Annotated in this window: 15 protein-coding genes; 9 read left to right on the top strand and 6 right to left on the bottom strand. The window is 48.4% G+C overall.

The window, feature by feature from the left end; genetic code table 11:
• Nucleotides 1–57 precede the first annotated feature (57 nt).
• The 6 genes from HPL003_RS00760 to HPL003_RS00735 are packed head-to-tail and all read left to right on the top strand — an operon-like array spanning nt 58 to nt 5,243.
• The gene (locus HPL003_RS00760) at nt 58–930 is read left to right on the top strand and encodes a branched-chain amino acid ABC transporter permease (RefSeq protein ID WP_014277717.1); all 873 of its coding nucleotides are present in this window, start codon (nt 58–60) and stop codon (nt 928–930) included.
• Between the two features lie 9 nt (nt 931–939).
• Nucleotides 940–1,902, top strand: coding sequence for a branched-chain amino acid ABC transporter permease (locus HPL003_RS00755; RefSeq protein ID WP_014277716.1), 963 nt, complete (start codon nt 940–942; stop codon nt 1,900–1,902).
• Entirely contained in the window at nt 1,899–2,684 is a 786-nt protein-coding gene (locus HPL003_RS00750; RefSeq protein ID WP_014277715.1) for an ABC transporter ATP-binding protein, read from the top strand. The genes HPL003_RS00755 and HPL003_RS00750 overlap by 4 nt, the downstream gene beginning before the upstream one ends.
• Nucleotides 2,671–3,396, top strand: a complete 726-nt coding sequence (locus tag HPL003_RS00745; RefSeq protein ID WP_014277714.1) for an ABC transporter ATP-binding protein — start codon at nt 2,671–2,673, stop codon at nt 3,394–3,396. Before HPL003_RS00750 ends, HPL003_RS00745 begins: the two co-directional genes overlap by 14 nt.
• 44 nt (nt 3,397–3,440) lie before the next feature.
• Nucleotides 3,441–3,998: an L-2-amino-thiazoline-4-carboxylic acid hydrolase gene (locus tag HPL003_RS00740; RefSeq protein ID WP_014277713.1), complete on the top strand. Its 558-nt coding sequence runs from the start codon at nt 3,441–3,443 to the stop codon at nt 3,996–3,998.
• Between the two features lie 15 nt (nt 3,999–4,013).
• Nucleotides 4,014–5,243, top strand: a complete 1,230-nt coding sequence (locus tag HPL003_RS00735; protein WP_014277712.1) for a Zn-dependent hydrolase — start codon at nt 4,014–4,016, stop codon at nt 5,241–5,243.
• A gap of 33 nt (nt 5,244–5,276) precedes the next feature.
• Here HPL003_RS00735 and HPL003_RS00730 read toward each other — a convergent pair whose 3' ends face one another.
• The gene (locus HPL003_RS00730) at nt 5,277–6,113 is read right to left on the bottom strand and encodes an IclR family transcriptional regulator (protein WP_014277711.1); all 837 of its coding nucleotides are present in this window, start codon (nt 6,111–6,113) and stop codon (nt 5,277–5,279) included.
• Between the two features lie 145 nt (nt 6,114–6,258).
• Between HPL003_RS00730 and HPL003_RS00725 the strand changes: the two genes are divergently transcribed.
• Complete coding sequence (locus HPL003_RS00725) at nt 6,259–6,750, top strand: hypothetical protein (protein ID WP_013311697.1); 492 nt, start codon at nt 6,259–6,261, stop codon at nt 6,748–6,750.
• 112 nt (nt 6,751–6,862) lie between these two features.
• A complete protein-coding gene (locus tag HPL003_RS00720; protein ID WP_014277710.1) occupies nt 6,863–7,243 on the top strand; it encodes a hypothetical protein in 381 nt (126 codons plus the stop codon).
• A gap of 77 nt (nt 7,244–7,320) precedes the next feature.
• On the opposite strand, the gene HPL003_RS00715 is transcribed toward HPL003_RS00720, so the two are convergent.
• The 3 genes from HPL003_RS00715 to HPL003_RS00710 form a co-directional block, all read right to left on the bottom strand.
• Nucleotides 7,321–8,676, bottom strand: coding sequence for a dipeptidase (locus HPL003_RS00715; protein ID WP_014277709.1), 1,356 nt, complete (start codon nt 8,674–8,676; stop codon nt 7,321–7,323).
• Between the two features lie 189 nt (nt 8,677–8,865).
• Nucleotides 8,866–9,042: a YjfB family protein gene (locus tag HPL003_RS27175; RefSeq protein WP_014277708.1), complete on the bottom strand. Its 177-nt coding sequence runs from the start codon at nt 9,040–9,042 to the stop codon at nt 8,866–8,868.
• A gap of 37 nt (nt 9,043–9,079) precedes the next feature.
• A complete protein-coding gene (locus tag HPL003_RS00710; protein WP_014277707.1) occupies nt 9,080–11,074 on the bottom strand; it encodes a methyl-accepting chemotaxis protein in 1,995 nt (664 codons plus the stop codon).
• Nucleotides 11,075–11,238: 164 nt separating this feature from the next.
• Between HPL003_RS00710 and HPL003_RS00705 the strand changes: the two genes are divergently transcribed.
• Nucleotides 11,239–11,655 carry a hypothetical protein gene (locus HPL003_RS00705; protein WP_014277706.1) on the top strand — a complete coding sequence of 139 codons (417 nt, stop codon included), beginning with the start codon at nt 11,239–11,241 and terminating at the stop codon, nt 11,653–11,655.
• Nucleotides 11,656–11,815: 160 nt separating this feature from the next.
• On the opposite strand, the gene HPL003_RS00700 is transcribed toward HPL003_RS00705, so the two are convergent.
• Together HPL003_RS00700 and HPL003_RS00695 are read right to left on the bottom strand one after the other, a co-directional pair.
• Complete coding sequence (locus HPL003_RS00700) at nt 11,816–12,943, bottom strand: SGNH/GDSL hydrolase family protein (protein WP_014277705.1); 1,128 nt, start codon at nt 12,941–12,943, stop codon at nt 11,816–11,818.
• A gap of 226 nt (nt 12,944–13,169) precedes the next feature.
• Nucleotides 13,170–13,883: a GT-D fold domain-containing glycosyltransferase gene (locus HPL003_RS00695; RefSeq protein WP_014277704.1), complete on the bottom strand. Its 714-nt coding sequence runs from the start codon at nt 13,881–13,883 to the stop codon at nt 13,170–13,172.
• Between the last annotated feature and the right edge of the window lie 37 nt (nt 13,884–13,920).

Below are 13,920 nucleotides of genomic sequence, written 5' to 3'. Positions count from 1 at the left end.
ATTCAGAGCAGGAGAGATCATACACTTCCTGCTCTGAATTATGGAATGGGGGTTTCCATGTTTCTCCAGCAATTGGCGAACGGACTAACGATGGGCGTGATTTATGCCTTAATTGCTCTCGGCTATACGATGGTTTACGGGATATTGAAAATAGTGAATTTTGCGCATGGGGATATTTATATGTTTGGCAGCTTTTTCGGTCTGTTTCTGGTCAAAACGCTGCATATGCCGTTATTACCGGCCTTCATTGTTGCGGCTCTGGCTACAGCAACCTTGGGGATGATCATTGAGCGAGTTGCCTACAGACCGCTGCGCACGGCGGATCGGATCGTTCCGCTGATCAGTGCGCTCGGGGTATCCACTTTTCTGACCAGCTTTGTGCAAAAGGTATGGGGTACGGAAATGCATCCATTTCCCACGACCTTCGGCAGCAAAACGTGGACGATTGGCAATCTGGCCTTTTCCGAAATTCAGATTCTCATTCTAATGCTGTCCTTCGCTCTTATGATTACCTTGCAGCTTTTTGTAACCCGCACCAAAACAGGTATCGCCATGCGGGCAACCTCCATGAGTCTGACGAATGCCTCTCTCATGGGCATTAATACGAATCATATGATTTCGGTGGCTTTTGCGATTGGCTCGGCTTTGGCGGCTTGTGCAGGAATTATGGTCGGCATTTACTATAACGCGGTCTATCCGACGATGGGGTACATGGCAGGGATTAGCGCGTTTACCGCTGCAGTGCTGGGCGGCATCGGCAGCATACCGGGAGCCATGCTGGGTGGTATCCTGCTGGGAGTCATCGAAAATCTGGGCGGGGCCTATATTTCTACCCAATACCAGAGCGTAATCTCTTTTTCCATTTTGATTATCGTGCTGATGATCAAGCCCACAGGGATTTTCGGCAAAAAAGAAATTAATAAAGTGTAGGTGAATGCGTTGAAACTGAAAAATTACAGCAAACTCCTTGCTGGTGTGTTGTTGCTGACCCTGCCTTTATTTTTGCAGCAAATGAATGATTATGTATTGCATATTGCCATTACAGTTGGTATTTATATCATTCTTTCACTCAGCCTGAATATCATTATCGGCTATGCCGGGCAATTTGCACTTGGACATGCAGCATTTTACGGCATCGGGGCGTATGCCTCAGCGTTGCTGATGCTGCATTGGAACGTTTCATTCTGGGTCGCGCTTCCGGCAGCAGCGATCATTACGGGATTGTTCGGTTTGTTACTCGGCAGTCCGGTCATTCGTTTGAGAGGGGACTACTTGGGCATTGTGACGCTGGGATTCGGAGAAATCGTCCGGCTCGTTTTTGTAAATTGGGTGGATGTGACCCGGGGCCCGATGGGACTGCCGGGCATTCCTGCACCAACTCTTTTTGGCTACACGTTTACCGAGAAGACTGATTTTTATTATCTTATTTTGGTATTGGCAGCCATCACGATATTCGTGGTCCATCGGATTATTCATTCCGGGATCGGGCTGAATCTGCTGACAATCCGCGAGGATGAGACGCTGGCTCAATCCATCGGCATCCGTCCGGTCAAATACAAGCTGATGGCCTTTGCGCTGGGTGCTTTTTTTGCCGGAGTTGCCGGGGCTTTCTGGGCCTCATACATTTCGTATATCAGCCCGGACGGCTTCCGATACATGGATTCGGTGAATATTTTGGCGATGGTGATTTTGGGCGGTGCAGCGAGTATTCCCGGCTCGATTCTCGGAGCGGTCATCCTGGTGCTGGCACCCGAGCTTCTGCGTTATGTGAATGATTACCGAATGATGCTGATGGGTGTTGCCATCGTATTGATGATGATTTTCAAGCCGTCGGGATTTTGGGGAGAGAAGCACCGAAAGACCAATTTTTACCGTTTACAGAGAGGTGAGCGCAAACCATGACGACACTGCTACAACTGGAAAAGGTTACTGTGAAGTTTGGCGGTCTGGTGGCGCTGCATGAGATTGATTTGACCCTCAACCAGGGAGAAGTGCTGGCATTAATCGGCCCGAACGGGGCAGGCAAAACCACACTGTTTAACCTGTTGACCGGCATTTACCGACCAACCACTGGCTCCATCTATTACAAAGGGGAAGTCATTAATAAGCTCCAGCCCTTTGAACGTGTGAAAAAAGGGATTGCGCGCACGTTCCAGAATACCCGGCTGATTCAGGGCATGACGGTATTGGAAAATGTGCTGATTGCACATCGGCAATGCAACACGGAAGGCTTGCTAAGCTCTATTTTTCTGACGAAAAAGGGAAGGGATCGTCGCGAAGCTGCTACACAGGAATGCATTGGCATTCTCGCTCTTGTAGGGCTGGAGCACAAGGTAGATGAACTCGCAGGAGGCTTGCCCTATGGGGAGCAAAGATTACTGGAAATTGCCCGCGCGCTGGTTAGTAAATGTGAAGTTTTGTTGCTGGATGAGCCTGCCGCAGGTATGAATGCTATAGAGAAAAAGCAATTGGTCGAGAAAATACGGCATCTATCCAAGGAATTCGGCATTGAGATTATTTTGATTGAACATGATATGGGCCTCATTATGGACATTTCCGATAAAATCGTTGTATTAGATCATGGCATTAAAATTGCCGAAGGCACTCCGGCCGAGATTCAGCAAAATCCACAGGTCATCAGCGCCTATTTGGGAGGGGAGGATGATTTGTTTGAGTGGGAATGAGTTTATTTTGGAAATCACAGGCTTGCTGGTGAATTACGGTGCCATTTCTGCGGTGAACGAGATCAACCTGAATATCCGTCAAGGCGAAATCGTCAGTCTGATCGGCACAAACGGTTCAGGCAAAACAAGTACCTTGCGCAGCATTTCAGGCATTGTGAAGGCAAGCGCGGGACAGATTCGTTTTCAGGGACAGGATATTACCCGACTGGAGCCGCACCAGATTGTGAAGCTGGGTATTTCGCATGTACCTGAGGGGAGAGGGATTTTTCCCGATCTGACTGTAGTCGAAAACTTAAAAGTAGGCGCATATGTCCGTAAAGGACGAAACGAGGTCAAGGGGGATATGCTGGAGGTATTCCGCCTTTTTCCACGTCTGGAGGAACGAAAGAAGCAGCTTGCAGGCACCATGAGCGGCGGGGAGCAGCAAATGCTGGCGATTGGGCGGGCACTGATGGCCAAGCCCCAATTGCTGTTGCTGGATGAACCGTCGATGGGGCTGGCACCCATCGTGGTGCGTGAAATTTTTAAGGCGATTCGGCGCATTCACAACGATGGAGTATCTGTTTTGCTCGTCGAACAGAACACCTCAATGGCGCTGGCGGTAGCCCATCGGGGCTACGTTATGGAGACAGGGAATATCACGCTGCATGGAACGGCAGAGGAACTGAAGCATAATGATTTGATCCGGTCGGTTTATTTGGGCATCCATTGAAGCTTGAACGATAGACATACAATAATTGAAGAGGTGTTGCAGCAATGAGTCAGGATAAAAATTCAAAACAGGATCACGAGCAGACCCAATATCATGACGAGAGCTTGGAGCCGGTGTCGCCGTATACGATTATGGCCAAGTTGTTTGCCCATGTCTCCAAAGCGGTCGTGGATCGTTTCGGGGAAGAGGGCAGAGATGCTGTGCGGGAAGGTGTACGTACCTTCGGCGAAGAACGCGGACGGGATATTGCACGCCGGGCGGCGGCGGACGGACAGTCTAATGATATCGAAAATTATTTGACCCATTATGATATGGGACGCAGCGATTTGTTCGAATACGAAACACAGTATCATCCCATGGAGATTGAGCAGAATTTTACGAAATGCGCCTTTGGCGACCAATGGAAAAAGGACGGTATGGAGGAATACGGCATTTTATATTGTCAAATGATCGATCCGGCGATTGCCAAAGGATACAACCCGAATTTTGAGGTCGTACACGATGACTATCTGTTGAGAGAAGGCAATTGTCATTTCCGTTTTCAAATGAAGAACCCGGCGGACAGCGAGCAGGTGGAGACCAAAGATACGGATAATAAGTAAAGGGGAGGCAAGATTATGAAGGAGGATCGGCTGTGGCGGCGGATTATGGAGCTAGGCTCCATCGGTGCGCATGAAGACAGTGGGGGCGTGACTCGGTTGTCTTTCACTGAGGAAGAGAGACAGGCCAAAAATCTGGTGATCCAATATATGAAGGAAGCGGGTTTGGCTGTACGTGAGGATGTAATAGGCAGCGTGATCGGCCGCAAAGAGGGGAAGAACCCTCTTGCTCCGGTCGTGCTGACAGGCTCACATATTGATACCGTTCCGCATGGCGGCAAGTTTGATGGAGCGCTTGGTGTGCTGGCAGCGATTGAAGCGTTGCAGCACATGAATGAGCAGGGGATTGAAACGGATCATCCGATTGAGGTGATGGCTTTTACCGACGAAGAAGGCTCTCGGTTTGGTTTGGGGATGCTGGGCAGCCGAGCGCTGGCTGGCACGTTGACGTTGGAGCAATTAACACAGACGGATGAGCAAGGTCTTACGATTGTCGAAGCCATGCGCAGGGCAGGATACGAGCCGGGAAAATTGCGCGAAGCCGCAGGGAATCCAGCCAAGGTTAAGGGATATGTAGAGCTTCATATTGAGCAGGGAACCGTATTAGAGCGGAACAACTTGTCGGTAGGGATTGTGTCGGGTATTGCAGGTCCGCTATGGCTGCAATTTACGCTTACAGGCCAGGCAGGTCATGCTGGCGCTACGCCGATGAATGCGAGAAGGGACCCATTGGCCTGTGCGTCGGAGATTATGAGCTTCATTTATCAGGAGACGAGAAAGGTTCCAAACGCGGTCGCTACGGTCGGCAAAATACGGGCGCTGCCCGGAGGAGTCAATGTTATCCCTGAGCAGGTAGAGTTTACTTTGGATCTGCGGGACATCGACGAATCGGTGCGAAATCAGCTGGAAGGTAAAGTCCGGGCTTATGCCGAACAAGTTAGCCGGGAACAAGTCATTCAACTGGAAATTAGCCTGCTGCAAAGAGTGGCACCCGCTCCCTGCTCCAGCGAAATCATAAACGCGGCAGAGTCTGCTTGCCAGCAAGCCGGGCTGAGCCCGTTTACGCTCGTCAGCGGGGCGGGCCACGATGGCATGCAGTTCACCGATTTTTGCCCGATGGGCATGATTTTTGTGCGCTCCCGTGAGGGAATCAGTCATTCCCCGCTGGAGTGGAGCACACCGGAAGATTGCCAAGCAGGCACAGAGGTGCTGTACCATACGCTGTTTCAACTGGCGCAAGCCCGTTAACATCAGCGCAGGGAATCAAACAAGTCGATGATATTAAGCTTTCCAATGGTAGCCGAATTGGGCAGAAATGGTTTTGGCTGCTTCCATTAAATCGGAAAGGATACGATCCTCCTTTTCCTTCATGCGTGCCAGTGAGCCGATCATACTTATAGTGCCGACAATCTCACTTTTGGCATCCTTGACGGGAACGGCAATACTATATGCGCCCATCTCAATTTCCTGGTCCTCCACACCAAAGCCCTGCTCTCTGATCAGCTGTAGATTTTGGAGCAGGTCTTTTTTATCGATGATTGTATGGTCGGTTAGCTTGGTGAATTTGTATCTTTGCAAAACGTCCTTGAACTCGGCTTCCGTCATATTAGCAAGAAAAACCTTGCCTGACGCGGATGCGTGCATGGGCAGCTTGCTGCCGGCTCTGGAGCTGATAATAAAATAGCTGTCTGGTGATTCTACCTTATCTACGCAAAAAATTTGCTGATTTTGATAGACGTATAAATGCGATGTTTCGTGATACATTTTAGTGAGCTGGGTCAGGTAGGGATGCCCGATTTCCCTGAGATCAAGGCTTTCGGAAACGAGATTGGCTTTTTGTAAAAACTCCAGTCCCAGCTTGTACTTGCCGTTGCTCGGATTTTTATCAATGTAGGAATACGCACATAAGGTATTGATAATTCCATATACGGTACTGATATTCAAATTCAGTTTTTCACTGATTTCGCTAAGAGATAGATGAACATGGATAGAATCAAAACAGTTAATAATATCAACAGCTCGTTTAATGGATTGGATCAAGCGCGGACTTTTTTCAGTCAAGTCAATACCCCCAAAAATATGATGCGTAAACATCGGTTTTATTTCCACAATAATCATATGTTCTTCTCTTTTTGCGATAATGTCAATATCGTTATGATATTAACTAATATGAAAAGGCTATGAATCTCTTTTGCCAAATAATAAAATTGATGTTTTTTGCGCTTTGTAGTACATTATCAAGTGTATTATAAGGAGGCTTCTCATGTACGGACATAGACAAGATGATACTTTATACATCATGACTTACACATTAAACAGCGGTATCAAGGGCACGGTGCCTTTGTCTAATCAACAGATACAGGAATGGCTTGAGTGTTACAGAATTGGCAAGAAATTCGTAACCGAGATTGGCAAAGAGTACTTTGGGCTACATGCGGAACTGGTAGCTGATTTTAAAGTTCATAATCAGTATTCAAGCTATCAGGAAGTCATTATCCCGATTCAACAGCCGGATACGGGCTTGAAAGAGCTGTCCCAAGCTTACAAATCAACAGAAACCTTGATCAAAGTAGATTGCAAATGCGGTACCTCGTATGTAACGGAATCTCCCTTTAAGCGGACCAAGTGGTATTGCACCAAATGCCGGGAAATTGTTTTTCTCGATAACAAAAAGGGAATGGTCGACACTTCCAGAGGCAAGGCTCATTATATGACCAATAAGTATTTTGTGGAACGGGAAACAACTGGCGTATAAGCCGGTTGTTTTTTTGTATATGATTGAAGCATACCGATAAAAAGATAACGATAGACAGGTGGTGAACGTCATCCGGGAAAATGTTACGAACGGCGCAAGGAATCACATGAGCATGAACAGTGTGTACATAAACGAAACGCTTCAACTGGAACAAATCATAAGTGACCTGCGGGTGATGGGCTATGTGGCTTTTCATCATCATCCGCAAATTATAGGTGAGCTTGAAGAACTGGAAGAACTGAAAAAGCAGCTATTGTCGTTTTTTCAACAGCACCATGTATTGTGGATTGAGCTTGACCCGCTAACGCAATATGCGGTGGTGAACAACATGGGGAAGGCCGCGGTATTGAAACTGATGGGTCGGAAAATGAACCCGCTGCGTGATCTGAGAGCGAACGCTGCTCAGGCCGGGCAACCGCTTCACGAGCTGGATCGGGAAATTGAGCGGTTGAATCGGCTGGTTCACCTATTGCGCTACACCCGTTTTTCTTAGGCGACGGCAACCACGTAAAAAAAGGCATTCACGAAGCATGGTTGATCACATGCCGTGAATGCTTTTTTGGTAGCAGCTTACACAGATTTCAAAAACTCCACAATGGTCAGCAGACCCTTATCGAAATTTTCCAAATTAAAATGCTCGTTCGGCGCATGCAAGTTCTCATCCGGCAAGCCGAAGCCCATCAATACGACGGGTGCAGTTAGCACACGGGAGAAGGTTTCCACGATTGGGATGGAGCCGCCGTCCTTGGTAAACAGGGCACGTACACCGTATACCTTCTCAAAAGCATCCGCCGCTGCTTGCAGAAAAGCGTGTGACGGGTCGATGTTAAACGCGTTTGCTTTTTCGCCCTGCTGGATGCTCAGCGTGGCACCTGTCGGAACATGCGCGCGCAGATGGCGCTCGACTTTGTCCAGAATGTCCTGTGGATTCTGGTTGGCAACCAAGCGGCACGTAATTTTGGCGTGAGCTTCCTTCGGAATGACCGTCTTCGTGCCTTCGCCCTGGAAGCCGCCATACACGCCGTTCAGCTCCAGCGTTGGACGTGCCCCAACACGCTCGACGAAGCTGAATCCTTCTTCGCCGTAGAGGGAATCAAGCGCAAGATCCTTTTGCAGCTTGCTCTCATTAAAATCTTGCTTCACGAACTCTGCTCTCATCTCCGTCGATAGCGGTGCAACATCGTCGTAGAAGCCGTCAATGCTGACGCGTCCCTTGTCATCATGCAGCGTTGCCAGCAAGGACACCAGAGCGTGCAACGCGTTCGGCACACCGCCGCCAAAGGAGCCGGAATGCAGATCCGTATTGGCGGTGTGGATCGCAACTTCCAGTGAGCACAATCCGCGCAGACCTGTGCAAATTGCAGGCTTGCCTTTTTCGATCAGGGAGGTGTCGGATACCAGTACAGCGTCGGCAGCCAGGCGGTCTGCGCCTGTTTGCAAAAATTCAAGCAGGTTCGGGCTGGACACTTCTTCCTCGCCTTCGATACAAAATTTGATGTTCAGCGGCAGCTTGCCTTCCTGCTTCAAAATGGCTTCGACCGCCTTAATGTGCAAGAACACCTGACCCTTATCATCTGTAGCTCCGCGCGCATACAGTTTTCCGTCACGGACCGACGGCTCGAACGGTGGAGTTTCCCACAGGTGAAGCGGGTCGACAGGCTGTACATCATAGTGACCGTAAACGAGAATCGTCGGTTTACCAGGGGCGTGCAGATAATCCGCGTACACCAGTGGATGGCCTTGGGTTGGAATAATTTCAACGTTCTCTAGCCCGGCAGACGTCAGTTTGGCGGCAAGCCAATTGGCAGCTTGATTAATGTCGGCTTTGTGCTCGGATAATGCGGAAATACTCGGAATGGACAACCATTCCTTCAGCTCATCAAGCTGCTGCTCTCTGACTTTTTCGAAATATGCGGAATAACTCATTATTTATGTATCCTCCTCTTTAATTGTGCGTTTTTTGCTCTATCCTCCGAACCAAGGCCGTGGATAATATGTATAGTTTACTACGTTTTACGCTGAACGGAAAATCATCATGGTAGATGTGTTAAAAAATAGGCGATCTGTTCCGGTCCGTTTAGACCCGAACAGATCGCCCATCCAATGGCGGTAAAGCTACACTCGAAGGTCCAGTTGACCCCCGAGATGTGGTTGTACGCTTTTTTCCATCATCTGTATCAGTGCTTGTCCCTGTTCACCAGCTTGATCCTTGGCCATGCCCAACACTTTCACGCTCACGGCTTGGGCCAAGCTGGCCTGGCTCATACCGGTTGATAATGCTGCGATATCCATGTTCCTATTCCTCCTTTGTGATGAAGACTCTTTCTATTTATCGGTCGGAAGGGTCATTTGTTTCATCCAATTGGAATTGCGTCAGCAAATGTTGAAGCTGTTCTGCCAGACGGGTCAGATCTGCGGCAGACGAACCGATCTCTTCCATGGAGGCGAGTTGTTCCTCTGCGGCTGCGGATACCGTCTCGGTATGGGATGCTGCTTCTTCGGCAATACGTGTAATTTCCTCCATGCTGCCGACCACTGCATTCGTTCCATCTGCTACTCCGGCTGTAGAGGCTGCTACGTTGTCAAGCTGCTTCGCCGATTTAACGATCGCTCTACGGATACGGGAGAAAGAGCGGCCGGACAGGTCAACCGAATTGATGCCTTCGCTTACGCGTTCTTTGGCAGATTCCATCGCGGTCAGGGCCTCGGATACGCCGCTTTGAATCCCTTGAATCTGCTCACGGATTTGTTGTGCCGAATGAGCTGAGTTTTCCGCCAGCTTGCGGACTTCAGTCGCTACGACTGCAAAGCCTTTACCATGCTCTCCGGCGCGTGCTGCTTCAATAGAGGCGTTCAGGGCGAGCAGGTTGGTCTGGCTGGCGATTTCGGTAATGACCGTAACAATGGTCCCGATCCGTCCAGATCGCTCACTCAATGCGCCGATAATCGTATCCAGCTCTTCCACTGTAGTGCGAATGCCGTCAATGGAGACGACACTGTTGCCAATATGTTCACTGCCTGCATCCGACGCCTGAATGGCCTGGGAAGAGAAAGTGGTCATTTCAGTCATGGCCTCAGTCATGGCCGCGATATCTGTTGACATGCCTGACACACGATCCTGATTTTCTTTGGCGCTGTTGGCTTGTCTCTCGCTGCCTGCGGCCACATCCTGAATGGCTACGGTCACATGCTCGATCGCGCGAGTTGTTTGTTCTGCACCTGCGGCGAGCTCTTGCGAGGAGGCCGACAGATTGCCTGTCATGGCTTGAATTTCTTTGATCATGTTACGCAGATTATCTACCATTTGCTGAAAATATCTCGATAATTCGCCGATTTCATCCTTGCTGGTCGTAGCCACATTAATGGAAAGATTGCCTTGGCTGATGGCATCCATGGAATTACGCAATCTTTGGATCGGCTTGAGTATACTGCTGATTAGCCACAGCGCCAGCACACCGATAATGATAGCTGAAATGACCAGCACCACGATGGTCGTGATGAGGATCGGCTTGGCGGAGGCGCTCGTTTCCGACTTGTCCATCGTTCCAGCAATTTTCCAGCCTGTCAGGGCGTTGGTTTTAAAAATCAGGTTTTTGGATACGCCATCCAGTTCGTAATTAAAGCTGCCTTCCTTGGAGGCATACAATTGGGTCAACATTTCTCCTAATTTCGTACTGCCGCTGACTTCTGTCGGGTGCGTAACGATATGTTTGGTGCCATCTAATATCATGACATAACCATTTTGTCCGACTTTAAATTTTGTGATTTCTTGTAAATTATTCAGGTTCAGGGAAAGACCGAGAACACCGCTATTGTCAGGAAGCGTACGTGAAATATACACAACAGCGACCTTAGCCGTATTGAGTCCGACAGGACTGATTACGGTTTGCCCTGGTTTCTCCATGGCCTGTTTGTACCAAGGACGCTCACGAGGATCGTTTGTGGAGCCTGTGGCTTTGCCAATGATAAGTTTTCCTTCCGGAGTTCCTACGAACATATCGAGGGCTTCCGCATGCATTTTCAAATAGACTTGCAGCTTTGTTAGAATAGCTTCATCTGCTTCTGCACTGTTATCACTAGCGGTTATCGTAGTAGAGTAATATTCGATATCCGCGATTTTGGCTTGAATGCTTTGGGTAATTGCGCGATCGGATGAAGTAACGCTGGCTGTTGCACTGTCGAGTAATTGACGATCCGTTTGGTCATATGCTGCCTGATAAGAAAACGAGCTGACAATAATGCTAGGAACTAGCATGACCAGCAGGAATGCTGCTGTCAATTTTTTGCGTAATGTTAAATTTTTCAGTCGTTTCAGTTGTTTCATCAAACCCCCTGCTTTCTATCTACATTTCAATTCCAAAATTTATATCGTATGTATTTACTATCGGATATTTTAAGCGGATTTGATAGATGTATTGCTAATTTGTCCAATGCGCTGAACAATTTTTTGCATAGCATGGAGTATCTTGCAATTTGGAGGGATAAGCAATGGGTTTTTTTCTGGATATGAGAAGTTCCACCAATTCATCACAAACAGGTGAGGGTCCCAATATCCAGTTGGGTCCTGAACCGGAGCGGTTTGGTTTGATTACCCTGCGAACCTTTCTTGTACCGGGTCCGATTGTGACCTTTAGCGGTTCAATTGGGCTGGTTGGTGAACTTGGTGATACGTATGCGGTTGAAATCGTACGTGGCACCAACTACGATCCGAGCGAGGTAGTCTATCGAGCCGAAGGGGTATTGGGAGCTACAGGGGCTAATGAAACGCAAGCTTTTAATGCACAGGATCTTTCCGCGCCATGGGCGATACAAACGGTGTATTCCTCTTATATTTCCGGGGTATCGACGACCGTTCGTAACGGCCCAGAGGTATTTACCGGCATCGCTTCGACTCCGTTTTTCTAAATATATCAGACGAGTACTTCCTTATTAAGAACTTGCCGCCTGTTCATGGTTCTCCTATGATTATCAACAACAACACCCAGAACACATATATCCTGGGTGTTGTAATGCTATGTTTACTTCATAAGAGTGGTTCAACAGAGTTGGTTCTGCTTCCCGGATTCTAATTCTTTAAAATGTCTCGCAAATACCCCGTCAACTCATTTGCCGCTTTGGTATGGGCGAGAAGCCCTGGATGGCTGCGAGACCCTAACGTTTCTTCCGTTGTGTTAGGCAGTTGGAACACGGACACATTCCGATCCCTCGTTCTTTTCTTGTACGCGTCTACCGCCCGGTAGATCGCTGGCATCATCGGAGTACCAAGCATCCCATAGGCCCATACAATATGGGTAGCAGGATTACAGGTCCGAAGTTTAGCAAGGAAATCTTCGGTAGCGTTTTCAAAAGCTTGTAAATCTTCTTCATTGAATGTGCCGTCCTCGTTCAAGCGTTGCTTGTACACTTTCCCGCTTGCTGGGTCCGTCCATGCAGGAGAATAAAAGGCTCCCCCGTCATTACTCCCCAAATTCACCACGACCACATCTGGCTGCCATGAGCTAAAATCATGATCGGAAAATGCCCCTAATGCTTCATTTCTTTCTCCGGTAAGCACACCACATATCTGCTCATAGTATGCTGGTATGTTCGCATGCGGATTATTATCCCAACTCGTTAGGACACCCCATCCGCTTTGTGACAATACTCGGTAATCGGCATTTAGTGCTTCGGCTGTTATGGCTGTATAATTATGTAGTGCCGTGAACAACATGGGAATCCAGTCTGTCTCCTCCCTTGCTCCAATCGTTCCTTCTCCCGAGGTAATGCTGTCACCAATAAATTCCACCTTGTGGGGCTTATCTGTGACAGGCAGCAATTCTCCGTCAACCTTCAAGGCATGAATTTGCAACAAGCAGCGCGAGTCCGAGCTCATAGGCTGGACATCCTTGACCACACGGACATTTTTGACCGTGTCAGGGTTCATACCTCTCAAAAGACAGATCCAATGCCGTCCTGCGGTCACCATCAGGCGACTCATCGGGGCACCGTTGATGACAATACTGATCCAGTGCTCATACACCTGGTAATCGGCCTCAATTTCAATCCACAGCTCCGAGCCCTTGGTATTCATTTCAATGCCGCTGCCTGTCCAAAACAGAGTTAGTGGTGTAAGTGTTTGCGTAGTTCGACCATGAACCTTTACATGCTTAGCTTTTGTAAGTGGATATGTCTTCAATTTCTTGTTATGTGTCATTTACGATATCCTCCTCATGATCTCCAATTTAATGCTAGTTTCTGTAATATTGTAAAATGAGTGACATGAAATCTCAAAGTCTATTTTTAAGCAAGTAAGGCTTCAAGGCTTTATATAGATATTCCATGCGACCACGGACTTTAGGACGGTTTGTGATAGCTAAAAGCACCCGCAAATCTTGAATTTTGCGGGTGCTTTTTTTGATATGGGGAGCAAAGGTTATCCATTAATTTGCTTTGCCGAACATCACGATGTTAATCGCCTTGCCGAAGTCTATCCCTACTTTGCCGGTTAGTTCTGCGGTTTTTTGTGCCAGTACGACCGCATTGACCCCGCAGGAGAATAGCGCAATATCAAAGTTATCTTTATGCGCTGTGATCCACTGGAGCGTTTCATCCATTTGTTCATATTGATGAAATGCAAGCGTGTGCGGGATATGCAGTTGATACGGCTCAGCTTCAAGGACAGACTTCACTTCGGCGGCTGTTCGGGTGACGAGCAGTATGCGCCGATTTTTCAGCATGTCCCAGAAAGCGGGTGCCTCAGCCAAATACCGGTTTAGGCAGGCATGGCAGGTCAGCACGGGTGAAAGGCCGTAGTGGTTCAAAACTTGGTCTGTCAGCTCTCGCTTCATATAGGATGGTGCTTTGATAGATTCGTCATCGTAAGGCAGGATGCCAGCAATGTTGGCTTTGCGTACCGCCTCGGCCACCGCATCTCGCAATTCCGTATTCGGCAGAAACAGTCCCTTTTGTCCGAGATTGGCTTTGATCGCCCATCGTTCCTGCAACACCTTTTCCATCGGCCAGACGGTATCCTGAGACAAAATCAAATTTTCACCATCCCCGATACGAATGAGCGAGAAGGGCTGCTGTTGATCCAGTGCCAGTTTCAGGTGATTCAGTACCTCGTCGATCTCCAGATACTTTGGCTTAGTCATATATGTTTCCTCCCTATCTATCCTTCTTCAGTTTTTA

The sequence above is a fragment of the Paenibacillus terrae HPL-003 genome, from assembly GCF_000235585.1.
Taxonomy (GTDB): Bacteria; Bacillota; Bacilli; order Paenibacillales; family Paenibacillaceae; genus Paenibacillus; species Paenibacillus terrae_B.
The sequence above is the reverse complement of the archived record's forward strand: the minus strand, read 5'-3'. Positions and strand labels throughout refer to the sequence as shown.